20 protein-coding genes are annotated in these 26,971 nt (G+C 45.2%); 13 read left to right on the top strand and 7 right to left on the bottom strand.

Annotation, left to right across the window (positions count from 1 at the left end; genetic code table 11):
• The first annotated feature begins 294 nt into the window (after positions 1-294).
• From G9G57_RS16795 to G9G57_RS16775, 5 genes are all read left to right on the top strand, one after another.
• On the top strand, positions 295-1,326 hold the full coding sequence (locus G9G57_RS16795; protein WP_031463284.1) for an FUSC family protein: 1,032 nt from the start codon (positions 295-297) through the stop codon (positions 1,324-1,326).
• A gap of 360 nt (positions 1,327-1,686) precedes the next feature.
• On the top strand, positions 1,687-4,047 hold the full coding sequence (gene helD, locus G9G57_RS16790; RefSeq protein ID WP_238799310.1) for an RNA polymerase recycling motor HelD: 2,361 nt from the start codon (positions 1,687-1,689) through the stop codon (positions 4,045-4,047).
• 104 nt (positions 4,048-4,151) lie between these two features.
• Positions 4,152-5,993 (top strand): adenine deaminase, encoded by a 1,842-nt coding sequence (locus G9G57_RS16785; protein WP_017425789.1) that lies wholly within the window; start codon positions 4,152-4,154, stop codon positions 5,991-5,993.
• A gap of 124 nt (positions 5,994-6,117) precedes the next feature.
• Positions 6,118-6,699 (top strand): Crp/Fnr family transcriptional regulator, encoded by a 582-nt coding sequence (locus tag G9G57_RS16780; protein ID WP_017425788.1) that lies wholly within the window; start codon positions 6,118-6,120, stop codon positions 6,697-6,699.
• 82 nt (positions 6,700-6,781) lie between these two features.
• Positions 6,782-7,123: a darcynin family protein gene (locus G9G57_RS16775; protein ID WP_013370578.1), complete on the top strand. Its 342-nt coding sequence runs from the start codon at positions 6,782-6,784 to the stop codon at positions 7,121-7,123.
• A 130-nt stretch (positions 7,124-7,253) separates the two neighbouring features.
• Here G9G57_RS16775 and G9G57_RS16770 read toward each other — a convergent pair whose 3' ends face one another.
• Positions 7,254-8,102 (bottom strand): copper amine oxidase N-terminal domain-containing protein, encoded by an 849-nt coding sequence (locus G9G57_RS16770; RefSeq protein WP_164965271.1) that lies wholly within the window; start codon positions 8,100-8,102, stop codon positions 7,254-7,256.
• 243 nt (positions 8,103-8,345) lie between these two features.
• On the opposite strand from G9G57_RS16770, the gene G9G57_RS16765 reads away from it, so the two are divergent.
• Positions 8,346-9,623 (top strand): ABC transporter substrate-binding protein, encoded by a 1,278-nt coding sequence (locus G9G57_RS16765; protein ID WP_017425786.1) that lies wholly within the window; start codon positions 8,346-8,348, stop codon positions 9,621-9,623.
• 31 nt (positions 9,624-9,654) lie between these two features.
• Positions 9,655-11,358 (top strand): methyl-accepting chemotaxis protein, encoded by a 1,704-nt coding sequence (locus G9G57_RS16760; protein WP_017425785.1) that lies wholly within the window; start codon positions 9,655-9,657, stop codon positions 11,356-11,358.
• 63 nt (positions 11,359-11,421) lie between these two features.
• Here the strand turns inward: G9G57_RS16760 and G9G57_RS16755 are convergent, their stop codons facing one another.
• Positions 11,422-12,696, bottom strand: a complete 1,275-nt coding sequence (locus G9G57_RS16755; protein ID WP_017425784.1) for an oligosaccharide MFS transporter — start codon at positions 12,694-12,696, stop codon at positions 11,422-11,424.
• Between the two features lie 558 nt (positions 12,697-13,254).
• Here G9G57_RS16755 and brnQ point away from each other — a divergent pair.
• The gene (gene brnQ / locus G9G57_RS16750) at positions 13,255-14,607 is read left to right on the top strand and encodes a branched-chain amino acid transport system II carrier protein (protein ID WP_016819201.1); all 1,353 of its coding nucleotides are present in this window, start codon (positions 13,255-13,257) and stop codon (positions 14,605-14,607) included.
• A 118-nt stretch (positions 14,608-14,725) separates the two neighbouring features.
• On the opposite strand, the gene G9G57_RS16745 is transcribed toward brnQ, so the two are convergent.
• Entirely contained in the window at positions 14,726-15,655 is a 930-nt protein-coding gene (locus tag G9G57_RS16745; protein WP_016819202.1) for a helix-turn-helix transcriptional regulator, read from the bottom strand.
• Positions 15,656-15,836: 181 nt separating this feature from the next.
• On the opposite strand from G9G57_RS16745, the gene yicI reads away from it, so the two are divergent.
• Complete coding sequence (yicI, locus tag G9G57_RS16740) at positions 15,837-18,161, top strand: alpha-xylosidase (RefSeq protein ID WP_017425782.1); 2,325 nt, start codon at positions 15,837-15,839, stop codon at positions 18,159-18,161.
• Positions 18,162-18,302: 141 nt separating this feature from the next.
• Here yicI and G9G57_RS16735 read toward each other — a convergent pair whose 3' ends face one another.
• On the bottom strand, positions 18,303-19,253 hold the full coding sequence (locus G9G57_RS16735) for a serine hydrolase domain-containing protein (RefSeq protein ID WP_045243878.1): 951 nt from the start codon (positions 19,251-19,253) through the stop codon (positions 18,303-18,305).
• 275 nt (positions 19,254-19,528) lie between these two features.
• Between G9G57_RS16735 and G9G57_RS16730 the strand changes: the two genes are divergently transcribed.
• Positions 19,529-21,247: a methyl-accepting chemotaxis protein gene (locus tag G9G57_RS16730; protein WP_017425780.1), complete on the top strand. Its 1,719-nt coding sequence runs from the start codon at positions 19,529-19,531 to the stop codon at positions 21,245-21,247.
• Positions 21,248-21,337: 90 nt separating this feature from the next.
• Entirely contained in the window at positions 21,338-22,654 is a 1,317-nt protein-coding gene (locus G9G57_RS16725) for an MFS transporter (protein WP_016819206.1), read from the top strand.
• 118 nt (positions 22,655-22,772) lie between these two features.
• On the opposite strand, the gene G9G57_RS16720 is transcribed toward G9G57_RS16725, so the two are convergent.
• The 3 genes from G9G57_RS16720 to fsa form a co-directional block, all read right to left on the bottom strand.
• Complete coding sequence (locus G9G57_RS16720; RefSeq protein WP_164965270.1) at positions 22,773-23,972, bottom strand: MFS transporter; 1,200 nt, start codon at positions 23,970-23,972, stop codon at positions 22,773-22,775.
• A gap of 1 nt (position 23,973) precedes the next feature.
• Positions 23,974-24,429: a MarR family winged helix-turn-helix transcriptional regulator gene (locus tag G9G57_RS16715; protein ID WP_025364621.1), complete on the bottom strand. Its 456-nt coding sequence runs from the start codon at positions 24,427-24,429 to the stop codon at positions 23,974-23,976.
• Positions 24,430-24,662: 233 nt separating this feature from the next.
• Positions 24,663-25,310, bottom strand: coding sequence for a fructose-6-phosphate aldolase (gene fsa / locus G9G57_RS16710; protein ID WP_013370592.1), 648 nt, complete (start codon positions 25,308-25,310; stop codon positions 24,663-24,665).
• 184 nt (positions 25,311-25,494) lie between these two features.
• On the opposite strand from fsa, the gene G9G57_RS16705 reads away from it, so the two are divergent.
• On the top strand, positions 25,495-26,205 hold the full coding sequence (locus G9G57_RS16705) for a CBS domain-containing protein (RefSeq protein WP_017425779.1): 711 nt from the start codon (positions 25,495-25,497) through the stop codon (positions 26,203-26,205).
• Positions 26,206-26,227: 22 nt separating this feature from the next.
• The gene (locus G9G57_RS16700) at positions 26,228-26,848 is read left to right on the top strand and encodes a TraX family protein (protein ID WP_117289677.1); all 621 of its coding nucleotides are present in this window, start codon (positions 26,228-26,230) and stop codon (positions 26,846-26,848) included.
• Positions 26,849-26,971 lie beyond the last annotated feature (123 nt).

The raw sequence follows: 26,971 nt of genomic DNA, 5'->3' as shown, positions 1-26,971 counted from the left end.
AGGCTCCGGCTTTTATTGTGTCATGATTTTGTTTACGGGCTTGCTGGGTTTTGTAAAAGTTGGCCTGCGGACAGGCGCTCTTCTCAGATTTTACTAATCCATGACACGATAAGTTCCTCTTGTGAGGTTGATGCAAATAGGTTAATTCTGTTGATATGTATCCTAGTAGGAGCTGTACATTTCATAAATATTCCTGATCTCCGATGGTTTTGGGTAATAATAAAACATGGACTTTGTCTTGAAATTTCATTATAGTAATTCGGTATGAATAAATTTGAAGGGTAAGCAGGAGGGATGGCTGTGGCTTTTGGAGCACGGGTGTTAAAAACGGGAATCGCAGTGACGCTCGCCCTTTTTCTGAGCACGCTTTTGAACACCCATTCGCCTGTGGGGGCAGCGATAGCCGCTATTTTTGCCATGCAACCGTCGATATATAGGTCGTGGCGTTATTTTCTGGATCAACTCCAAACAAGCACATTAGGTGCAATCATGGCGTTGCTGGGCGGAATGGTATTTTCGAATGAGCCGATTGCGGTCGGACTGGTATGTGTATTGGTACTTATGATATGTCTGAAAATAAACATGGCTGATACGGTTGGATTGACACTTGTGACCGTTGTTTCTGTCATGGAAGCTTCAGGGGACTGGAAATTTGCGGTAACCCGCTTTGCGCTGACTCTGATCGGGATTGTGTCGGCTTTTGTCATCAACATTACCGTTTTTCCTCCCAAACCGAAAAGGCAGTTTATCAATCAGATTCAAAATGTATTTAACAGCATGTCCTTGCTGCTGCGAACTGCCATTTCCGATGAGATTAAGGAGTCTGTCTTTAGAGAGGAAAAAGGAAATTTGGAGGGAGCTATTAAATCACTCTCGGATAAATATCATTTGTTCGAAGAGGAGCAGAAAAAGCTCAAGCGCACCAAGTTCAGTCAGACGAGACAAATGGTCGTATACAAACAAATGCTCGAAAGTTTGCACAAAGGTTACGAGGTCTTGGATGCGGTGGAAAGGCACTACTTCCAATCTTTACGTCCAGAGGGAACAGATGCGTTTTTTGACGATCATCTGGAGCGGCTGATTCGTTTCCACGAGCACGCTCTGCTGAAATTCGAAAATAAACTGAAACCAAATGAGGATGAAAGTGAATTGTTTCAGCAGGCTAACGGTGATTTTATGAAGCATGCAATTACACGTTTTGACCATTGTCAGGAGGGAATGCTACGGCTTTCCATCGTAGCTGCGACGATGTACGACTATGGTCATCAACTGGAGCGATTGAGCAGACTGGCCGACCATATTCATCCTGTGGAAGAGAGCCGATAGGCGATTTCGGAAAAAAGAAAAGGCGACCGTATTCATCAATCAGATGGACGGTCGCTTTTTTATGTAATGAATTTAATAAAGTAGGAACAGGCTAATGGAAGGTTGCCAGAAAGCACAAAAAAAGCCCACTGGTTGCGAACAGGGACTGAACTTGCTACAATAGAGGATGCTATGTTTTACATAGTAAAACCGTATTGCATAAGTTGTTAACACACTACTTGTTACATTATAGCATGCTTCAAAGGAATAGTCAATTTTCCCGGATCAGGGGGATGCGATGAGTATGCCCGGGTCCATAATAGAGCATAGTTTGTACGCAAGGGAGCCCTGCGCGGAGCAGGAGGAAACGGAACAGGAGCGATGTCAGTGACTACTGAGCAGCAATGGAATGAGGAACAACGAAGAGTAGAAGATGTGACCGCAGTCATTAGCGGGCGTATTCGGAAGCTGGAGACAGAGGTTGGTTCTGTGCGAGGCGATGTCGTCGATATGCGTAAAGACTTCTGGGATGAGGTAACGATCAATTTCAGTGAGGCGGATGATGTGGGAGAGACGTCCACCAGTTTGCGTCAGCAGTCTGAGATTTTGTCTGAGCGGGAACGAAGACACAAGCATTCCACTGAGGCGTTAGGTCGTTTGAAAAAGTTGCTTGACTCACCTTATTTTGCACGTATTGATTTTGCTGAGGAAGGGCAGACTGCGGAGCGTATTTATCTGGGGATTGCCTCCCTGCTGGATAACCAGGATGAGGAATTTCTGATCTACGACTGGCGCGCGCCTATTTCGAATCTTTATTACGATAACATGCCAGGTCCCGCTTCTTATAAGACCCCAGCAGGAGAGATGGAAGGAGAACTGACGCTCAAACGCCAATTCTCGATCCGTGACGGACAGATCCGCTTTATGTTCGATACCGGCGTCACCATTGGAGACGAACTCCTTCAAGCCGTATTAAGCCGGAGCTCGGATGCTCAAATGAAAAGCATTGTCGCCACCATTCAAAAGGAGCAGAATCGCATCATTCGTGATGATCGAAGCCGGATGCTGATAGTTCAGGGAGCGGCAGGAAGCGGCAAAACCTCTGCTGCGCTTCAGAGAGTAGCATATTTGCTATACAAGTATCGGGATCACTTGCGAGCAGATCAGGTCGTGTTATTCTCGCCAAACCCCATGTTCAACAGTTATGTTTCGACAGTATTGCCTGAATTGGGTGAGGAAAATATGCTTCAGGCCACATTTCAGGAATATTTGGAACGGCGTTTGGGCCGGGAGTTTCAGCTAGAAGATCCTTTTGAGCAGCTGGAATATGTGTTATCAGCGTCGTCACAGCCTGGGTATGAGGCTAGGATGGAAGGTATCCGCTTTAAGTCATCCAAGACGTTCTTACATGTGATTACAGGCTACAAAGCGCACCTGGAACAAAAGGGAATGCGTTTTAAAGCGGTTCGTTTTCAGGGACGTGAGGTGATTTCAGTAGAGCAATTGGCAAGCAAGTTTTATGGATTTGACTCGGCTGTGCGGCTGGCGAACAGATTGGAGCTGCTGCGTGATTGGATGCTCAAAGAACTGGCTCGCTTTGGTAAGGAAGAATGCTCCGCTCCTTGGGTGGACCAGCAGATGGATCTGATGGAGCCGGAGGATTATCAGCGTGCATATAACCGCATGCGCCGGAAATCCAAGAATAAAGGCGATACCTTCGACGACTTTACGCGTGAAAGAGAAATATTGGCGCGTATGGTGGTCAGTGATCGCTTAAAGCCCCTGCGCAAGTGGATTAAGGCACTTCGCTTCGTGGATACAACCCGTCTATACAGCGAGCTGTTTATGAACGAGACGTTATTAAGCGAACTGTCGAATCATGCAGAGCTGCCCGTCAACTGGAGTGAAATTAGTCGGCAAACTCTGAAACGCATTCAGGCTGGAGAACTAGCGTATGAGGATGTGACGCCCTTTTTATATTTGCGTGAGCTGATGCTGGGCTTCCGCTCCAATAGCAACATCCGTCATGTGTTTATTGATGAGGCACAGGACTATTCACCATTCCAGCTGGCGTTCTTCAAACGATTATTTCCACAGGCTAAAATGACAGCACTGGGCGATTTTAATCAGGCTATCTATGCCCATGCTTCGGTGCTTCAGGATGCAGAACCATTGTATGACCTGTATGGAGCAGAACAGACTGAGATGATTTCCCTGACACGCAGCTATCGTTCCACACAGGAGATTGTAGAGTTTACCCGGGGGATGGTAGCAGGAGGGGAGCATATTGTTCCGTTTAACCGTAAGGGTGAGAAGCCTCTGGTAACCGAGGTGAACTCGCGTGAAAAGCTGCATCAACTGATAACTGAGAATGTTACAAAATTGCTGGCAGAGGGTTATGAATCCATAGCGGTGATCTGTAAAAATGCTGATGAAAGCGCGGCAGCCTACGAAGCACTAGAAGGACAACTGCCAGTAAAGCCAAAATTAATTAAGAAAACAACTCCCGCTTTTGAAAAGGGGATTCATATTATTCCGGCCTATCTGGCGAAAGGCGTGGAGTTTGATGCGGTTCTCATTTATGACGGATCGGCCCAAGTATACCAGCGTGAGAGTGAGCGTAAATTGTTCTACACGGCCTGTACGCGAGCGATGCATTTGCTGCATATCTATAGCATAGGGGAGATTACGCCATTCGTGAGTTCGCAGGAATCGGAGACGTATATCCGTAAAGTGGAATAAAGTGACCAGGTTCTTTAGGGGCGGCTGGCAATATTGAGCGTATTCCAGTAACATAAGCAAATAAGCCAAACAGGTAAGAAGCATAAACGGAGGTTACAAACGTAATGGACATGAAAAGAGTATTTCAACGCCCACCGCTGGCGGACTGTGTGCCCGAGTTGGTAGCTACAGCTAGAGGGGAGCGCAAGGCATCGCTGGTGATCCGCGGAGGAACGCTGGTCAATGTGGTATCGGGCGAATTGTTACCGGGCATGTCTATTGCTGTGCAAGGCTCTCGTATCGCCTACGTCGGTAGAGACGTTAGCCATACGATTGGAGAGGACACCGTAATCATTGAAGCGGAAGGCCGCTATATGGCACCGGGTTTACTGGACGGACATTGTCATATCGAAAGTACGCAGCTCACCGTAACTGAATTTGCTTTGGCTGTACTGCCGCTGGGCGTGACGGGCGGTTTTTTTGACCCACATGAAATTTCCAATGTGCTCGGTCTAAAAGGGCTTCGTCTAATGCTGGACGAAGCCCGCACGACACCGCTGGCTGCTTACATGCAGGTAGCTTCCTGCGTGCCTTCCACAGGCCCAGAGCTGGAAACGACCGGTGCCTCTTTCGGTCCGGCGGAAGTCGCAGAGGCTCTAAGCTGGGGCCCAGATATGATTGGACTGGGCGAAGTAATGAATTTCCCTGGCGTCGTCTATGGTGACGACGTGATGATTGGGGAAATTCAGGCCACGCTGCGCGCCGGCAAGGTGGCGGACGGCCATTTTACATGGGCCTCCGATGATTGGCGGCTGCCGGTCTACGCAGCCGCAGGAATTACGGGCGATCACGAATGTGTCACGCCCGAGGATGTAGCCGAGCGCATCCGGCTCGGCATGTATGCCAAGATGCGGCAAGGCTCCGCATGGCATGATGTGGCCGAGACGATCCGTGCCAGCACGGAAATGGGTCTCGACACGCGCCGCATGATGCTGGTGACGGATGATCGCAGTGCGGAATCCCTGCTCCATGAAGGGCAGATGGACTTCGTGGTGCGTCATGCGATTGCGCAGGGCGTTAAACCCGTGACTGCCTTTCAAATGGCAACGCTGAATACGGCAGAGCGCTTCGGCGTAGCACGGGACATTGGCTCGATTATTCCCGGTGCGATTGCCGATATTATCCTGCTTGATGGCCGCTTAGCCGAAGTGAATGTGACGGCTACCATCGCAGCGGGCCAACTGGTGGCTGAGTACGGACAAATGGTCGCCGACTGGGAAGGCTTTGTTTATCCTGCGGAAGTGATGGACACGGTCCATTTGGGTCGAGAGCTGAGTGCTGCAGATTTTCGTATTGCGGCTCCAGTACAGGAAGGGAATGTACCTGTACGGGTAATTCGTGTCACGGAAAATCATGTGGATACGAAGGAAGTGCGGATGACCGTTCCGGTGCGTGATGGTGAAGTTGCATCAGATCCTGCGCAGGATTTGTGCAAAATCGCCGTTTTCGAGCGGCATCATGCCAGTGGCAGCCACGCGGTGGCGCTTGTGACAGGCGTCGGCTTCACCGAGCCGGCTGCAATTGCCATGACCGTAGCGCATGACAGCCACAACCTGCTTGTCATTGGTAATGATGACGAGCTCATGACCCAGGCGGCGAAGCAGGCCGTTGCTCTGCGTGGCGGCGTGGTGGTTGTATCCGCCTCGGGTGATACGCGCTTCCCGCTCCCAATCGCTGGGCTGATGTCCCCAGCTCCGTTTGCAGAGGTGGCTGCGCAGTCCGAAAGTATCAGCCGGGCACTTCAGCAATCCGGCTGCATGCTGAACAACGCGCTGATGACACTGTCGTTGCTCGCACTGGTCGTAATCCCTGAAATCCGCCTGTCGGATCAGGGACTTGTCGTGATCGGAGCCGACGGTATACGCAAGGTGTCTCTTTTCGTGGAAGAGGATGCTACGGAAGCCTGATAGAATACGTCGCTGGGGGTTGTCCTGCAGGTCTACCCAGACCTGAGGGATAGCCCCTGTTTTCTTATATAGTCCGAAAGGTATCTTTAATTCCTTAATCAACGTTTTGTGGGGTGGTGAGCAGATGCAATTATATTATCGTTCATTAGAAAAAATGGCTCATCAAGCCTCAATTATAGATCAGGATTGGAACAGGTTTGTAGAGCAAACCCGTGTGAGGCATGTTCAGCAGGGTACATATCTTATTGAAACAGGGGAACCTGTGAAACATGCTTATTTTTGTTCGGAGGGATTATTCCGGTTGTTTTATACTTTGGCAGATGGTAGAGAATATAATGTTGGTTTTTCACCAGAAAATGATTATGTAACCTCTTATGGCGCTATGGTTCAAGGTAAACCATCCACTTTTACGATTGAGGCCATGGAAGATTCGGTTGTTATTGAAATTCCATATCATGTCCTGAAGGAGCTTATGGATACAAGCCATATGTGGGAAAGATTCGTGCGTAACAGCGTGGAGAGACTATACATTCGCAAAGAGGAACGGGAACGTGAATTGTTGTATCTTTCAGCTAGGGAACGTTATAACGCCTTTCTTCTCAAGTACCCCGGATTGGATAAACGAGTTGCACAATACCATATAGCTTCGTACATAGGCGTATCCCCCGTCTCACTTAGTCGTTTGCTGCGCAGCGATCCGCATTAACCTATGTTAATGCGGTTTGGCAGACAAGTGGCGTACAATAACGGTAAATCCATTCAAGCTTCACAAAAAAGGAGATAGGCATATGCGTTATATGATGATTGTATTGTTGGAATTCTACCCTTCCTGGTTGGCTCTACCCAGGGAAGAACGCCGAAAACATGCGGGGGCCTTGCAGGCTCGCATTCAGAAATATAGTGAGCATGTACAGGTTCGTTTTTTTGATGCAGAAGCGCTGCCTGGAAAGGACTATACAGATTTCGTTGTATGCGAAACAGAGGATATGAAGCAATATCACTATATGTGGGAAGAAATTCGTGATTCGGAGCCGTATACTAAAGGGTACATGAAGATTAAAGATGTAGTAATGGGGATGGAAAATGCATTTCAGTCCTATGAGTCCGAAATGCTACAGATGGACAAATAACCCATCATACTCCCTTACTATGTAAAAAAGTTCAGCTTGTATAGGATTTATACAAGGCGAGTTCCCAGGCTTTTCTATTAGCTGGGAATTCGCCTTTTTCTATTAAAGACGCTAATAAGACAAAATCGCATTATACAACGGTATCACTTATAACCTTCAGAAATCCATTATTTGTTGCATTATTAATTAACTGATTAATAGATTTTGCTGCGCTATCGCTAAACAAGTACCACTCATCTTTGGATACGTCATGAATCAAAAACTTGGGATACCCGACTAAAACTTCGGATGGAAAGGACTGGATTAAAGAATACACGTCAAAACGAGCTAAGCTTTTCCCCTTTTGGTCTAAGAAATCGTATTGTGCATTTTTATAATAAGACCCAAGAGTGTCAATAGTGAAGCTCCAAGAATAGTTTTCAGGTGCTTCAACCTTTTCACCTTTGTTTTTTGCAAACATATTATAAATGGTTTTGTTATATGCATTGCCGTGAATTTGCTGAACTACGCCGCCCATGATCATATGGTACTCCTGTTGAACTGCCTTTACTTGTACACCGTTTATGAACAATGGTTCAGTAGTAATAGTCACTATAAGGTTGCTGTAATTGACTTTACATCCGAACGCCTCTGCAATAAAACGAAGTGGAACATATATGCGATTATTTTTCACGTATGGTTTTACATCAAGCAGTATCTTTTTACCGTTTTTCTCCGCTATGCTTCTGTTTATTGCTAATTTTACTTTCATATCGCTCTTAGCGAGAATAACCCCGGAATCGGACCACTCGACGCTAGCCCCCAAACTTTCGCTAATAACACGTAAAGGTACCATTGTACGTTTGTTCTTCATTTCTGGCTTCGCACCGGTTGCAATAGCCACACCGTCAATTTTGATTTGATTTTGTGCTGCATATGTAGTGGACGATGAAATACATAAAAAGATAGCAAGAAAAAAAACAAAGAATGCTTTGTTCATAAATGACTTCTCCTTTTTTAAATAAATTTGTTGCGTAGCAACTTTTCACCATATTCAGACGCGACTGGATAAAATTCGTTGCGCTTTCCTATTCATTAACTGAACGTAACAACCAGTTTGTACTATTCAATCTGATTTCCGATATTTACCAACTAAAAACTTCTAATCTCCCTGGGGAATTATGTCGATAACATTGAATATTGTTCATAAAATTTACAAAGTAAATCTTTAGGGGGAAAGTTAATGAGAAAACAGCTAAAAGTTGCGATTTCTCTAGCATGTTTATTGATGTTTATAGGTTGTTCAGCATCACCAGTATCAGAGCAGACGACTAAGATTACATTTTTGAATTCCAAATCTGAAATAAAAACCCAATTGGAAGAAGTGGCAAAACAATACAATCAAGAGCATCCGGAAGTATCTTTAGAAATTATTACTGCTCCAGAGGGAACGTCTGCATATCAAAAGCTGATGTCGATGTACGGCTCAGGAAGTCCAGCAACGATGTCGATGCTTGACCCGGGAGACACGCAGACATTCCTGGATAAAGCCGTTGATTTAAGTAAAGAGAAGTGGGTAGCCGATACGATAGAAAATGGACTTGACGCTGTTAAGAAAAACGATGCTGTGCTGGGATTTCCATTTGCAGTGGAAGGCTATGGATTAATCTATAACAAAAAAGTATTGGACAAGGCAACAGGGGGTTCTTTTGATCCTTCTTCGGTGCAAAGTAGAAGCAGCCTTAACTCATTAATGGCTAAGATTCAGCAGTCGGGAGTAGCACCGGTCATGCTTTCACCAATGGACTGGTCTCTCGGCTCTCATCTTTTAGCTCTGTCTTATTCTGTTCAACCCGAAGGTTTTCCAGAGTTTGTTAAAGGTATGCAGAACAACTCCATCGATTTGTCCCAAAACAGTGTAATGTCTGGATGGGTACAAACTTTAGACCTGCTCAAGGATAACAGCATCAATAAGCACTCGCCTTTGGACAGTACGTATGACGATGGAGCCAAAGCTTTGGGAGAGGGCAAGGTAGGGCTTTGGTTTATGGGTAACTGGGCTTGGAATGGAATAAAGAGCAATGATACGGCAAATGAGGAATACGGTTTTTTGCCTCTTCCGTTAAATGATAATACGAATGATCCAAACAATTCAAAGATCACAGTTGGTGTGACAAAGTATGTATTCATCGACTCCACAGCTACCACGCCTCAGCAGCAAGAGGAAGCCAAGAAATTTTTAAACTGGCTGGTATACGAAAAGTCCGGTCAGGAACTTTTGGTCAACAAGGCCAATGTTATACCGGCCTTCAAGAGTATTGACTTGGTGCCTACCGATCCCTTGAGTAAATCGATCAAGTCATATTTGTCGAGCGGAAAGACGCTGCCGTTTATGGCAACACTTCCACCTGATCATGGGGCCATCACAGGAGCATCTATCCAAAGCTACATTAGTGGAAAGATAGATAAGACTGAGCTGTTGCGCCAAATACGCATATACTGGAAAGCTCAGCGGGGATGATATGAGACCAGTCACGGGAAGGAAGATAAGGATGTTTAAATTAACGTTAAAGAAAAAAATAATTAGTGCAGCTCTCATACTGGTTGTCGTACTGTCCCTTTCAAGTGTTATAGGCGTCATTAAGATGTCGGAAATGGGAGAGGCTTCTGATAAGGTAAATAACAGGTCTTTACCTGCGGTTATTCTTCTTCAGGGTATGGATAAGCAGATTACAGAAATCGATAGACTAACTGTTCGATTGATACTCGAAGAGGATGAGGCTATTCGCACCACTTATCAAGAAGAACTAACCAAAGCTACAGCTTCAATGGATAAGAGTGTAAATAAATATCAAAGTTTAGCCTCTACAGCGGAGGAAAAAGAACTGTTCACCAACTTTTATGGTCAGTGGGCAATGTATCTTCGCCATCTAAAGGTGGTTTCCGCTGCCATGGAAGAAAACGACAAAGTGATGGCCTACATGATCGTTCATGGAAATTCTTCTATTTATAAGGCGGCATTAGACGATGTAAATAAACTGAAGGTGCTTAATGAGCAGTATGCCACTGAGGCAGCTAATCAATCGAGTCAATCTTACCATTCAGGTAGACTTTTGATGATTTCTTTGACTATCATATGTACGATCCTGGGAATTATCGGTTCTTTTTTACTGGCTCAATCGTTCACTAAGCCCATATTAAGGATAGCGGAACAGATAAAGCTGGTAACGAGGGGGAACCTGCAAGTGGAACCTCTTAGGGTCCGATCCAAAGATGAGGTCGGGGAATTGGCATCCGATTTTAATGAAATGTGCGATTCACTGCGCAACCTTTTAAAGGAAGTTGTGGATAATTCCTTACTGGTTGCTTCTACGGCTGAACAGCTAACAGCCAGTGCAGAACAGACAAGCATTGCTACCGAGCAGATAGCTATAAGTGCCACTCAAGTCGCAGAGGGATCTCAGACACAGCTTGCAGATATTGCTGAAACGCTGAATTACACGGTAGGTGTTTCTAAAAGTGTAGAGAACATAACCAATCGCTTTGTGAATGTAGCTAATCTCACAATCCAAGCACAAGAAAAAGCAAACAACGGGAAAACCCAAATGTCTTCCACTGTCTCTCAAATAAGAGATGTGCATACCAAGGTAACTCAATCCGCTGAAGTAGTAAATATTCTAGGAGAAAAGTCAGCGGAGATTAGACAGATCACAGCTATGATCAGTGATATAGCAGCCCGAACCAACTTGCTTTCACTCAATGCGAGTATAGAAGCTGCAAGAGCGGGAGAGCAGGGAAAAGGATTTGCGGTTGTCGCTTATGAAGTACGCAATTTGTCGGCACAAGCAAGTGAAGCAACCGGTAAGATTTCCTCTCTGGTCAACGAAATCGCATTAAGAACAGACGAAGTTGTCATCTCGATGAATGAAGGTGTTCAATCACTAAATGAAGGTATGATGCTTGTCGAAGGTGTCGGTAACGTCTTTTCTGAAATTGTCGGTGCCGTTGAAGAAGTGAGCGGTGAGGTAGACACTGCGGCTGTAGAAGCAAGATCCGTAAATGAAGGAACCGTTTCTATGGTGGAATCTATGAAGAAAATTGCCGAAATCTCCGAACGTGCAGCCGATTCTACTCAAACAGTCGCAAGCGTAGTCGAGGAAACTACTGCTTCCATGCAGGAAGTGTCTGCAGGTGCTAACATGCTTGCCAAGCGGGCGGAAGAGATGAATCAAACGGTGTCTGTATTCAAAATTTAAAGTAAGTTGGCGGTAGCCTTGGACGAGAAAAACAAGTCCTAGACTACCGCTGTTACCATTAGATTACGAGTGAACGGCTTCAGCTTTTTTAGCAGATCTTTTCAGATCCTGTTTACGGCGTTCCTCTAGGTACCGTTCTCCATTTTTCTTGTCAGCTGTCAGCGTAAAGCAGGAAATGATGGTGAACAGACCGGCAATGGAACCCAAAATAACATAAGTGATCGGGAAATTCAGAACTTCATACATATGTCCGACAATAGGTGAGAACACAGATACCACCAGGGAGCCCATAAACAAATACAGCAGGTACATGGTGGACGATAAGCGCTGGTCAAAGTTGACGGTAATGTACTTGAAGATGGCGACCAGAATCAGCGGTTTCTCCAGAGAGTGAATCATTTTCATCGCAGCCACCCATATGGAACCGAACGGCAGTGAAGAACCGATAATACGCAACGACATGATCGTCCCGGCAATAATCAATGCCCATTTGGCAGTCGTTTTGTTCACAAACCATGGGGTAACAAACAGGAACACAAATTCCAGGAATACTTGCACAGCACTTAAGTCGCCAAGGAATTGATTTCCTTCTGCTTTAGAACTGAACTGAGATACGAAATAGGTGGCAAATTGCTGGTCATATACCTCATAAATTTGGGTCACGCCAACCATGAATAGCATTAGAAACCAGAACTTTGTGGTGCGTACGAGATGCAGTACGTCAATGAGCTTCAACGATTCAGTTTTCTGCTGCTCCTGTCCGGAAATTTCGACTTTGGTCAGGAAGATGCAGATCATGGCAACAACGGCAGATACGGAGGCAATCCAGAAGGTCAGATTTACATTAATATTGATGACCCGTCCCGCAACAAAGGTAGCAGCTGCCCATCCGAGTGAGCCCCACATACGAACTCGTCCGTATTCAAACCCATATTTGCGTGACACTTTGTCCATATAGGAATCGACGACACCGTTACCTGCATTAAACACCAGGCCGATAAATAGGGCGCCGACAATGGCACCAATGACGAACTGTGTTTGAAGCAATGGACCGTACACATAGATAAAGAAGGGTCCGACGAGCAAAAGAATCGTAAAAAGTATGTACAGCAGATGTTTTCTCAAGCCCAGCTTGTCGGATAAGTACCCAAACAGGGGTTGCATGATCAAGGCGACGATAGAGTTTGCCGCGTATAAAAACCCTGTGTAGGTTTCTGAAATCCCCAGGCTTTGTCCTAGCCAAATGACAAAAAAAGACATGGCGGCAGACCATGTAAACAGATAAGCGAAGTTAAAAACGCTCAAAGACCAGTAGTTGCGTTTTGCCAAATTCCTCATGTATAAGCACCCCTTCAAATTGTAGCTGCTCAATGTGTTGACAACGTCATTAAGCATTGTCTGTACTATTAATTGTAAGGAGGATTGAATTGAATCCATAGGGCATTTTCCCAAGATTTCCTGTGCTTATTGCAATCAATTGCCAGGTTGGGTTGTACATAACTTTTCTCATCTTGTAAGAAATAAGTCCTACGTGTAAAATTCTTTATAGTTCATTGAGCTCATTTAGTAGGAGGAGAAACACGGCAAGAAGTAGAATTGTTCTAAGGTCTGGCTGACATGGTCATACTGATAGCACAATAAATTGCTAAAGCAAGGGGATGAAGTGGTTCTTTCGCAAGTACAAAGTTACTTGATACCGTGAACGTATATAGAGTATTGTGTAATGATGAGTTATCGAACCCCACATCTTGAATAACGTTTCACACCGATCGCGAAGGGTTAGCGGATGGCTATCCCTACTTGGTGCTGCTATAACCCTATGAGCATGTACTACACAAAATAAAAAGAAAATGAATGATAACAAACTGTTGTGATTTCATGGTTGGAGGATTTATTATGTCAAAAAGTGTTTCTTCGTCCTTTATTATTATTATAGGATCGATGCTATTTGCCTTATTTTTTGGTGCAGGGAATCTAATCTTCCCACCTATGCTTGGTCAAATGGCTGGAAAGAATGTGTGGATAGCCAATGCGGGTTTCTTGGTTACCGGAGTTGGCTTACCGTTACTAGCCATCACTGCCTTTGTTTTTTCAGGCAAAAGCAATTTACAAACTTTAGCGAGTCGTGTACATCCTGTATTCGGGATTGTCTTTACAACGATTCTTTATCTAGCCATTGGCCCGTTATATGCAATTCCAAGAACCGGTAGTGTGTCGTTTGAAATTGGAGTCAAGCCTTTTTTTTCAAACCATACAGATCATCCTGTCGCACTTTTTGTATTTACCATTCTTTTTTTTGGGGTTGCATGCTTGTTATCACTTAACCCTACAAAAATTATTGATGTGATCGGAAAGTTTTTAACACCCATTAAATTGACATTCATTGGGATTCTGGTGGTCGTAGCCCTTATTCACCCCATAGGAGCCTTCCAAGCACCTGCCGAAGGCTATACTTCGCACGTCTTTTTCAAAGGCTTTCAAGAAGGTTATTTAACATTGGATGCTCTTGTAGCCTTTATTTTTGGAATTATTATTGTGAATGCAATTAAGGAAAGAGGAGTTACTGCCAAAAAAGAGCTGATGATTATTTGTGCCAAATCGATAACCATTGCGGTTGTCCTCTTAGCATTTATCTATACGTCTCTTGCCTACATGGGAGCTTCTAGCGTTGAAAAACTGGGTGTTTTAGAAAATGGTGCTGAGGTGTTAGCCAAGGTTTCATCCTATTATTTTGGATCTTACGGCTCCATTTTATTAGGCTTAATGATTACAGTAGCGTGTTTAACGACAAGCGTAGGGCTTATTACGTCCTGTTCTTCCTTTTTTCATACCTTGTTTCCGAAAGTTTCTTATAAAAGAATTGCTCTCATGTTATCCATATTTAGTACCATTGTAGCCAATATAGGTTTAACACAGCTCATTAAGGTTTCAACACCAGTGTTAATTGCAATATATCCTATTGCGATTTCTCTAATATTTTTAACATTTTTACATTCCGTGTTTAAAGGAAAATCAGAAGTATATCAAGGCAGTTTAATATTAACCTTCATTGTTAGTCTATTTGACGGCTTGAATGCTGCTGGAATAAAAATTAAAGTAATTAATGACTTTTTTACTCAAATTCTTCCGTTATATGATGTAGGATTAGGCTGGTTAATTCCCTCTGTTTTAGGAGGAGTAGGGGGGTATATATTCTACTATATTAAACGAAGAAAAATTGTCCTTATACTTATGAAGCCCAAAAAATAAATGATTTGCTTATTCGGTGAATTGGACATGTATAACCAAAAGAAAGAACGAACGGAGAACTTGATCTTCTGTTCGTTCTTTCTTTTTGTAACTTTACGCGCAGCTATTCAAAACAAAATCATAAATTTCCGTCTGTTATAGAAAGGACAGCAAGCGCCTGATCTGCTTCGTGCTGCTTGCGGTATAGCGAAGGAGTCAGACCGTTCCATTTTTTAAAGGTTGCAATAAAATAGCTTAGATTTTCAAATCCCACATCCAGCGCAATATCAACTACTTTGCGGTCACTTTGCTCTAGCAACCTGCAAGCCTTCTGAATCCGCTGATAGTTGATATATTCAACCGGACTTTTCTGCACCATCTGCTTGAAGAAACGACAGAAATGTCCCTCACTCATCCCAACCTCATCTGAGATCTCTCGCAAACGAATGGGCTCATGCGCATGGCTGTTGATGTACGCCAGTGCTTTTTTGATCCGTTCGACCTTGTTGCGTTGACTCGCCATAACCACGTCCTCTCCGCTAGCCGGAGTCATGTGCGGGAACAGGCAGGCAATTATGCTATAGAGCTGCGCCTTGGTCGCCAGTTCACGGGCAGGCGCATTCTGTTCATGGCTAGTGATAATACGTTTCAACGCGGTCAATAGCTCCTGCTCCCAAGGCTGCACACCGCGAATGTGAGGGGGAGGGACGAGTTTTTTATTGATAAATGGTTCAATAAACTGCGTCTGAACTGTATCTTGCGTGCGGCTGTGCAGCATATCCGGGTGAAACACCACCGCAGAAAATACACAGCGAGGACTTTTTTGTAAATAACCAGCGTGAAGCTCGCCACTGTGTACAAAAAGGGCTTCACCTTCGCTAACCTCCGTATAGACCATATCCGTCTGAAATATAGCGCTCCCCTGTTCTACTACGATAAACTCCATTTCCTCATGCCAATGGGACTCCAATATACTATTTCCGTTCAATTGCTCTACGCTCGGATATACGCTGACTGGATACATGGGATTGCCGTGAATACGGTTTTCTCTTAACATTTCCCTTTGCATTTCACTGATTCCTTTCGGCACACTGATTTATATAGAAAACATCAAAATATTGATACTAAACGTCAAAATAAAAGAAGTAAACCCTTACATAAATCAATATTATTATAGTAAGGATTTCGAAAAAATCCAATCAGCGATTTGGGAACAAGGAATATAAAAGTCGAGATGGAGGAAGAGACAGATGAAATTTACTGATGGCTATTGGTTGGTTCGCAAGGGCTATGAAATACAAAATCCTGCTGACATCCGTGATATCGTGACGGACGATGCTTCCATGACGGTATATGCAGCAACCCACCGGATCGAGCACAAAGGGGATACGCTAAATGGAGCGTTACTGAAAGCGACCTACAGCTCTCCCATGCCGAATGTTATTCGGGTGCGTCTGAACCACCATAAGGGACGGGTGCATCATGGACCAGATTTTGAAATTCACACCTTGCCGACAGAGGTGGATATTACGGTGGGTGAGGACGTAGCAGTACTGAAGAGCGGCGATCTGAGTGTGCGAGTCGGTCGTGGAAAGAGCTGGGACGTAGGCTTCTATGTCAAGGATCGTAAAGTCACGGGCAGTGGGCATCGGGGACCCGGCTATATTACAGACCCGCAGGACCAGCCATTTTTCCGGGAGCAGCTGGAGCTGGGTATGGGGGAGTACGTATACGGCCTTGGAGAGCGTTTCACTCCATTTGTGAAAAATGGTCAGGTCGTTGATATTTGGAATGAAGATGGCGGGACCAGCAGTGAACAAGCATACAAAAACATTCCATTTTATTTATCCAATAAAGGGTACGGTGTATTCGTCAATCATCCGGAAAAGGTATCTTACGAGATTGCATCGGAAAACGTTTCGAAGGTACAGTTTAGCGTTGCTGGCGAATCGTTAGAGTATTTTATTATTGGTGGAGCTAATCCTAAGGAGGTACTGGACAATTATACCAAGCTGACAGGCAAACCTGCATTGCCACCGGCCTGGACCTTTGGTTTGTGGCTGACCACTTCGTTTACGACCGATTATGATGAAGCGACAGTAAACCATTTTGTCGACGGGATGGCTGAACGGGATCTGCCACTCTCGGTATTCCATTTTGACTGCTTCTGGATGAAGGAATACCAATGGTGCGATTTCCAGTGGGATCAAGATATGTTCCCAGACCCAGAAGGTATGTTGCAGAGATTGAAGGCTAAGGGACTCAAAATTTGCGCATGGATCAATCCGTATATTGCAGAAAAGTCCATTTTGTTCGATGAAGGTATGGAGAATGGCTATTTGGTCAAAACAGCTGATGGCAGCGTGTGGCAATGGGACATGTGGCAGGCGGGGATGGGGCTGGTTGACTTCACGAACCCGGCTGCAGTTGCCTGGTATCAGGATAAGCTGAAGGTGCTGATCGATCAAGGCGTGGATTGCTTCAAAACCGACTTTGGTGAGCGTATTCCAACAGATGTAGTTTATTATGATGGCTCTGATCCAATGAAAATGCACAATTACTATACGCATTTGTACAACAAAGCTGTGTTTGATGTGCTGGAGGAAAAGCTGGGCAAAAATGAAGCCGCATTATTTGCACGTTCTGCCACAGCCGGGGGACAACAGTTCCCAGTTCACTGGGGCGGAGACTGCTCGTCCACGTATGAGTCGATGGCAGAGTCCTTGCGGGGCGGATTATCGCTTGGTTTGAGTGGCTTTGGCTTTTGGAGCCATGATATTAGCGGCTTTGAACTAACGGCTGCGCCGGACTTATACAAACGGTGGGTACAGTTTGGATTGTTATCCTCCCATAGCCGTCTACACGGAAATGTGTCATACCGTGTTCCTTGGCTGTTTGACGAAGAGTCAGTCGACGTGGTGCGCAGCTTTACCAAACTCAAATGCTCACTGATGCCACACCTGTATGCTTCTGCTGTGGAATCCTCGGTGAGGGGACTGCCGATGATGCGGGCTATGGTATTGGAATTCCCGCAGGACCCAACCTGTGCAACGCTGGATTTACAATACATGCTGGGGGATTCCATTTTGGTAGCCCCGATCTTTAATAAAGAAGGCAATGTAACCTATTATGTACCCGAGGGACAATGGACGAATTTGTTAACGAATGAAATCGTGTCTGGTGGTCGTTGGGTCAACGAGCATCATGATTTTACAACCTTACCTGTGCTCGTGAAGCCAAACACATTGTTGGCCATCGGTCATGAGGATCGTCGTCCGGATTATGATTATGCAGATCAAGTGACGCTTCATTTGTTTGAGCTCGGCGAAGGGCAACAGGCTCGTTCGGTTATCGTGAATACATCAGGCGAAGAAGAGCTCACGGTTACTGCCAGCCGTAAGGATTCTGTCATTACGGTGAAGGCAGAAGGTGCCGTTAAACCGTGGTCGTTAGTACTGCGCGGTATCCATAAGGATGTTCAAGTGGAGGAAGGCAGCAGTCTGGCAGGAGAACAGGGGGTAATCATTACACCAGCCTCCAGCGGACAACAAGAGCTTACTATTCACTTGGGCTAGATCAGGAGTCCATCTGTAGATGGATAGATTATAATATAGCGATTATATTGCGAAAAAAAGGCTTGCCTGATACAAACCAGGCAGGCCCTTTTTGATGTGTCATTCCGATAATATCTTCAACTTTAGCTTTGATATCAAACCCTATGCATTCTGCTGAAGTAGTAGTGGTATAAGGTACTGCCGGAAAATATCCACAGGAGTCCGCTTCTTTTTAAATGTATCAGCCGTGAGGACAACTACCAAGTCATAGGACGGGACGACAATAATATATTGCCCACCAAAGCCTAGTGCGTAAAAATAGTCTATTTCCGTTCCAGTCTCTTCATCAGAAAAGGAAGAAGCCCACCAGTGACAGCCATAATATGCTTTTTGTGGTTTGGAGGCTGGAAGAAATGGACGAGTCGAATATCGGACGGTCTCCGTCTGGATGATCTGCCGTCCTTCCCAGCTTCCTTCGTTCAGATAAAGGCGTCCGAATTTGAGCATGTCCAGCGGTCTGAGATGCAGCCCGAAGCCTCCGGTGTGAGTGCCTTGCGGATCGGTTTCCCAATGATAGTTATCGATACCGAGCGGCTGGAATAATTGCTCCTCGGCAAATTCAGCAACGGCTTGTCCAGAGGCAGAACGCAGCAAGGTGGCCAAAAGTTGAGAACAGCCAGAGCTGTACTCCATTCGCGTACCTGGTAAATCCGATAATGGCTGTGAAAGCACAAATTGCACCCAATCGGACGTTTTGCTCATGGTAGGAAAAGAATTTTGTCCCCCAAATTCCGTCCAGTTAAAGCCAGCAGACATCGTCAGCAGGTGTTCAATCGTAATATCACGCTTTCGAGGGTCACTATCTTTGGCCAGCCGGGGGAAAAATTCGAGGATCGGTGTCTCTGGTTTGGGTACCAGTCGTTGATCCATAGCAATACTAACTAATGCGGAAATCACACTCTTGGTACAGGAATTTATTTTATAGAGTTGGTTGGCAATTTGAGGTTCACGGTAGTAATCCATGATCATGTTTCCCTGCTGCTCAATAAGACAGCTGCGGGTTTCCAACTCGTTAAGTACGTGAATAAGCGGTTTGAGCTCCAGACTTTTCATGCAGTTCCTCCTTGAGGCTTTTAGCATACCATTACATAGTATATCATTTTTAATCTTCCGAATCCGACAAGTACAAACGGATAATAGTTCTTATCTTTTACCTAATTTGAATTTTTTTGTTTTTTGATATTAAAAAACATATATATGTTCACTTAATAGACACAAATACATTTAAAAATCTATACACTTTTCCGCTTTCATTTAAAAAAACAGACCAATAAAACGATATATAGTAAGTTGAACATTTTATTTTGAAACAACTGGGGGACCAATTCATGAACTTAACAATTAAGGCCAAAATGATTCTCAGCGCGATACTGATCCCAAGTGTGATTGCTGCCATGCTGCTGACCAATTACATTTTAAGTATACATAGTGAGAACGAGTACAAAGATATTATGAATCGTGAAGAGACGATTGCGTATAACTCCAAGTCTCTTCAATTTTTATTAAACGGGATATCCAATGATGAGCGGGCATATTTGCTGACTCGTGACGAACAGTATGGGAACGAGATCGGAAACAAGCAGAGTGAAGTTGCAAAGTTGCTACAGGAGACAGAAGCTCTACTCAATACAGGTAATGAGGATACAAAGAAGAAGATGACTGATCTCAAAACAGGGATTAATACCTATATGAATCAGGTTCATAGTCTACTGACTACAGCGGGGTATAAGAGTACAAGAGATGATGCTTTCCCTCCATTTTCTGAATTGCTCGATGATTTTGAAAACGAACGGGTTTTGCGTAAGCAACTGGATACCAAGGTGGTAGCATTTGTCAAGGCGCAGGAAGATATGGTAACGGTGAAAATACAGCAGGCGCACCAAACGATGACGAATACAACTTTGATTACGAGCATTGTAGGGCTTTTGGTTATTATTTACAGCATTGCTCAATCTATCGTTTTGATTCGTTCGATTCGTCCATTACACCATATGAATGAGCAGTTGTTGCAAATGTCTCAAGGTGGAGGAGATTTGCGAAGTCGACTGGATATTACGTCCAAAGACGAAATCGGTATGATTGCGAGCTCCTACAACAAGCTTATTGAAGGGTTCCGCAGTATCATTGTGGATGCTCAGGATACGGCTCGTACATTAACGGTAACCGCAGAGCGTGTTAACGTCAGTACTGAGGAAATGAATCAGGCCAATCGTCATACCTCCGGTGTAATGGAAGAGCTTGCGACGGGCATGGAGCATCAGGTCGATGATATTACACAAACTACAGATACCATGAAAGAACTTGCCTACGAGCTGGAACAGATTGCTGCCACAAGCGAGCAGGTATATGAATTGTCTGATACCGCCGCTAAAGATGCAGAAGCAGGGGAACAATCGATAGGTCAGGCTATGCGTCAGATGGAGAAGGTAAGCGAAAGTGTAGACAGCTCTGCACGTGCTGTACGTTCACTTAGTGAACAGGCGGAGCAGATTGGCATGATCGGATCTGTTATTACCGGATTTGCCAAACAGACTGGAATGCTGGCGCTTAACGCATCCATTGAAGCGGCAAGAGCGGGAGAACAGGGCAAAGGATTTGCTGTTGTGGCCTCTGAGGTAAAAAGATTGTCCGAGCAGGTATCGGTTTCAGCAGCAGAAATCACACAGTTTGTGCAAAACATTCAGGAGCATGTTGGGCATGTCGCTTCCACCATGCAGTCTGGAACAGTTGAAGTGCAATCTGGCGTAAAGGTCATGCAATCCGCTGAAACTGCATTTCGCCAGATTGGAAGTTCCATTCAACAGGTCAGCGAGCAGATTCACAGTGTTAATCGGTCTGTAGAACAAATGTCCGATGGATCAGAGCGAATGGTGAAGGCGGCGGAACGCATACGTGAAGTAGCCGAGCAGACGGCAGGAGGAACCCAAAGCGTCAGTGCGGCGGCTGAAGAGCAACTGGCTTCTATGGAGGAAATTGCATCGTCCATTCACACTCTGGCGGATATGTCGCAATTGCTGAACGCAAGGGTCGGTGGTTTTAAAGTATAGTCGTATAAATTCCCACCAATGTAAACACAATAACATCTGTTGAACGAATCTGGACAGCTGTGTTATTACTTTTGCAAAGGTGGTAACGGGATGCAACAAAATAAAGGGAATCTGGTTGCATTAGGTTCCATCCCGCTGATGATGACGCTGGGTAATTCCATGCTGATTCCGGTTTTACCGGAAATCGGACGTAAGCTACATGTAAGCTCCTTTCGGATTAGCATGTTGATTACAGTGTATGCGGTGGTGGCCATTTTACTGATACCGATTGCTGGCTATCTATCCGACCGTTTTGGCCGTAAAGCGGTGATTGTTCCCTGTCTGATTCTGACTGTGATTGGAGGGGGCATTTCTGCGGTTGGAGCATGGCTGCTACATGACCTGGCAGCTTACTGGACCATTATTGCAGGTCGTCTACTTCAGGGCGCGGGAGCGGCGGGGGCTTTTCCTATAGTCATTCCACTTGTGGGCGATCTGTATGAGAACGAGGATGAAGCCAGCAAGAACCTGGGGGTAGTCGAGACCTACAACACATTCGGTAAAGTATTAAGTCCGATTCTTGGTGCTGCGCTGGGAGCTGTACTATGGTTTTTGCCATTGGCAGTGATTCCGGGCCTCTGTCTGATTTCGCTTATTTTGGTCATTTGGCTGATCCATGTACCCAAGCGTAAAAACCAACCGATTAGGTTTCGAGAATTTGTGGGGAATGTGAAGCAGGTGCTTGCCGAAAAGGGACGCTGGCTCTATGCTATTTTTGCTATGGGCGGTATTTGTATGTTCGTCATTTTTGGCGTCTTGTTCTACTTATCCGACATACTGGAAAGTCGTTACAACCTCCATGGCGTCTGGAAGGGATTTGTGCTAGCCATACCGCTTATTTCCCTCTGTCTGTGCTCTTATTTAGGTGGCAAGGTTATTGGCAAGCACAAAAAGCGTATGAAATGGATCGGTTTCGGTGGTTTGGCCATATTGACGATCAGCTTTGCTATTCTCGGATTTTTTCAACATATTTATGCTGTGATTGGCCTGTTTACGCTAGGGGGCGGTGGTATTGGGCTCGCACTCCCTTGTTTGGATGCACTGATTACTAAGGGAATTGAAAAAGAAGAGCGCGGAACCATCACTTCCTTGTACAGCAGTATGCGCTTTGTCGGAGTATCTTTAGGCCCTCCGGTTGTATCCTTGCTGATCGGCAGCAGTGGGCATGGTCTGCTTTTTGGCGTCATGGCCGCAGTGGGGGGGATTGCGGCTCTGCTTATGCTATTTGCGGTCAAGCCAGAGCAGGATGAACCCGCAGGGGGCAAATCCAGTGATCGTAGCCATAAGACTGAGGGAATGACATACGTGTCTCGAGAAAAGCCTCTTTCTTCTAAGCTAAGACACAAAACTCCTGCGAAATATAAATAAATTGCAATTGAAAAAGCTTTGAAATAAAAAAAGCACCCGTTTTCCATGTAAAGCCATGGTAACGGGTGCTTTTGATATTTGAGCAAATATAGATGGATACTCATTTTAAAGAATAGTCTTACCCCTCCAGAGGGACATTTGTTTTAGGCTTGCGGCTTGCGATAATCTGAATGACGTAAATCAGCAAGAACAGCACAACAAACAGCGACGAAAGACGATACATCCATGCATAATCACTGGCTTTGGCGATAACGCCAAGTATAAGTGCTCCGGCTGCGACTCCAAAATCGAGGGAATTGAGAAACATACCGTTTGCCATGCCCCTCTGTTTAGGTGACACGACCTGAATCATCCAGGTTTGCAAGGTTGGCTGCATAACACCAAACCCGATACCGTAGCAAAGAGCAGACAGATACATAAAGGCGTCACTGTGTGCGTAAGAAAGCAGAATCAGACCACCAATGAGAAACAGGGAACCAGGGATGAGCAGTGCCTTTGCCCCTTTTTTGTCATAAATACGGCCCGAGAAGGGGCGCACGATCAGTACAGATACCGCATTAAACAGGAAAAAGTAAGCCGGGTGCGCCAGATTAGCTTCATCTCCATAGAGCGCCATAAAACCGAGCAACCCGCCATATGTGATAGACATCAACATGTTCAACAAGGCGGGAATCCACAATTTACGGTTGAATGCCGGTTTGCGCCCTTCCTCCAAAGGGACCATAGGTGGTTCGACATGCCCCTTAGGCAGTGTGCGAATGAGCCAGTAGGCTAGAGGGAAAATGACAACAATGACAGCAGATGTCGAATAGGCAAGCAGGTTAAAACTGCCGTATTGCAGCATCGAAATACCGATGGTTGGCCCAATAGACATGGCTAAACTAGTGGACAGACTAAAAAATCCCATTCCTTCACCGAGACGTTTGGGAGGGATGACGTCAGTGACCATTGTTGGAAAGGCAGTGCTGCTCATACCAAAGCCAATCCCAAACAGCATACGCATGAGCAGGAGTACCGCAATTGTCGGTGAAACACTGTATCCCAACGTTCCTGCTAATGCAAACAGCAGTCCAACGAAGATCAGGGCGCTGCGATGTCCTTTTTCCAGCATACGGGCAGAAAAAAGTCTTGCGACAATTGCACTTAATGCGAACAAAGTCGTAACAAGACTGACCTGCACGGAGGTAGCATGGAATGCATTTTTCACATAGGAAGGAATGGAAGATACAATCATCTGTAGTTCCAGAAACAAAAATAAATTGGAAACCGTAAGAACGAAAAATTCCTTGGTCCAAAGAGGTTGCTTGCCTTGTTGCATATTAATCGTTCTCTCCTTGTTTTTCTGATTCAGTCATGTTGATATGAATTTGTAAAAGCGTTTGGCGGAATTGCTTCAGATCTGCAGAGGAAATTCCTTTTACAAAATCGTGGTTGGCATCTCGTTCGACGGGGAGAGTCTCCTTCACAAGCTGTCGGCCTGCTTCAGTCAAATGAAGCAAATAAGCCCGGCGATCCTGTGGGCTGTTCACACGCTGTACCCAGCCCTTCTTGTCCAACAAATCAATAATACGAGTCGTGGTGGGCTGGTCCTTTACAGCCTTAGCTGCAATTTCTTTCTGATTTAAACCCTCGGCCTGATAGATTTGGTACAGAACCGACCATTGCTCTGGGGAAATATCATAAGGTTTAAGCCGATGCGAGAGCTGTTGACTCATTTTGCGATGGGTGATTCCAAGCAACATCCCAATAGAGCAATCGGGAGGCAAATTATTCATATGACACTCCTTTCTAATTTTCCGCACAGGATACTTTGAAATTAATTAGTTGTTATAACAATTATATGGACAACAAGTTGTTTTGTCAAAAGAAGTTGTGCAGCGTTTTGTAAACATACATTCCTTTTCCACTTTACTTTTACTTGTCTATGCGGGAAAAAGAGCAAAAAAACAGCCCGTAAAAAACGGGCTGTTCGGGTTTTAGTACAATATAGTTTGCCATGACTGGCGAATTAAGCTTTAGGTACGGTTTCCCAATCCTTAAGGAAACGTTCGATACCGCTGTCTGTCAGTGGGTGTTTCCACAGGGAAGGAAGCAGGGAACCCGGAATGGTGGCGATATGTGCACCAGATAGAGCAGCATCTTCTACATGCTTAATGTTGCGGATGGAAGCGGCGATGATTTCGGATTTCAAACCATGAATGTCCAAAATTTGTCTCAGATCACGGATCAGCTTCATGCCGTCAACGGCGATATCATCCAGACGTCCCACAAACGGGCTGATAAAAGTAGCACCAGCTTTGGCTGCCATCAAACCTTGAGCTGCGGAGAAAATCAATGTTACATTCGTTTTGATTCCGTTCTTGGTCAGCTCGTTACAAGCGTACAAACCGTCTTCGGTCATAGGAAGCTTGATCACCACGTTAGGTGCCCACTTTGCGATGTCATAAGCTTCTGCGAGCATATCTTCAGCCTTCAGGCCAATTACCTCAGCACTTACGGGACCTTCAACGATACTGCAAATCTCCTGAATGACTTCCTTGAACACTCGACCTTCCTTAGCGATCAGGGAAGGGTTCGTTGTTACACCATCAACCAGACCCAAACGTTCAATACGTTTGATTTCTTCAATGTTACCAGTATCCAAGAAAAATTTCATTTGATTTTCCTCCTTAGGGTTATATAGTACATAATACATATCATATGGCGTACATTAGCTCATTTAAATGTAGCATATTGCACACGTTAAACTTATAATTAGTATGTATTACATTTTTAATTGTGACACATTTTAAATTTGAAAACAAGCGGTCTTTGATTAAAATTTGATGAATTGTCGAAACATGCTGAAATTGACCGACCTAAGCTCATTAATAATGTATACTACCCCATTCCATAAGGAGGTAATCATTATTCAACTGTCAGAAAGACAGCGGGAAATTGTAGATATTGTCCAGCGTCTGGCGCCTGTTACAGGGGATAAAATTGCTGAAGAGCTGGGACTATCGCGGCCGACTTTGCGTTCTGACCTTGCTTTGCTCGTTATGCTCGGGCTAGTAGATGCCAAACCAAAGGTAGGCTACTTGCCAGGGCGTTATCCAAACTATGATAGCCATATCGGCAGTATGCTCAAAAAGCTGACTGTGGCAGATATACTGAGTGACCCGATTTTGATATCAGGTGATGCTACCGCCTATGATGCGGTGTTAATGCTATTTCAACAAAATACAGGCACTCTGATGGTCACGGGGGAGGAGCAGGAGCTCATTGGTATCGTTACCCGCAAGGATTTGCTGAAGGTCATGCTGGGACATACTGATCTTCACACTGTCCCGGTGACCATGGCTATGACCCGCCGGGCCCAAATGACGACGCTTGCTCCAGGAGATTCTTTACTGGAAGCAATATCGAGACTGATCCGGCATCAGATTAATTGTCTTCCTGTTTTGGACGAGCCATGTACCTCCTCGGCTCCAATTCAGGGGCTAGTAGGGCGGGTTACGAAAACGGATATTATGAACGCCATTCTGAATTTGACGGAAGAAAAGACCTAAAACATGAATAAGGGGGCCTTATATGTACTGGTTGGCCATGCTGACGATGCTGATTGACCATGTCGGACTTGTGTTTTTTCCGACAGATCCGGCTTGGAGAATTGCCGGCAGGCTTGCTTTTCCAATCTACGCGTATGCCCTCTATATGGGCTATACCCGTACCCGAAATATGCGGAGCTACATGCTTCGCCTGCTCGGACTGGCCCTGATCTCCCAGGTGCCCTACATGCTGGCGTTTGATGTGCATAGACCCAATGTGATCTGGACGCTACTGGCGTCGTTGCTCGCGCTGGCTGCTGCATCTCGCATGAAGCATTGGGTGGCTGTATCGGGTCTGTACGTCCTCACAGCCTTGTTCATGGAGCTCAGCCAGATGGATTACGGAGCCTATGGTCTGCTGCTTGTTCTCATCTATCGATACACCCGTTCATATATGATGATTGCTGTCCATTTTGTTTTGAATGTTGTGTATGATATGGTACACCATGCGAATATTCAGCACTTTAGTCTGCTGTCCAGTATTCTGATTGTATGTTTTGCCACAGGGGAGAGCGGATTTTATCGTCGGGTACCGCGTTGGTTGTGGCGCAGTTTTTATCCCGTACATCTGGCTGTTATTGCGCTAATTCGTATCTGGCCCTGAACTCGAATCCATACAACAAAAGAACCTTTACAACCACGACTTATAGGGGACTGACCCCATAACGTGAGACAAATCAAAACACTTTCGAGAGAATCAAGCCATGTCGTAAGATATGGAGATAAC

Origin of the sequence: Paenibacillus sp. EKM211P, assembly GCF_011066175.1 — a bacterium.
Classification (GTDB): Bacteria; Bacillota; Bacilli; order Paenibacillales; family Paenibacillaceae; genus Paenibacillus; species Paenibacillus polymyxa.
The sequence above is the reverse complement of the archived record's forward strand: the minus strand, read 5'-3'. Positions and strand labels throughout refer to the sequence as shown.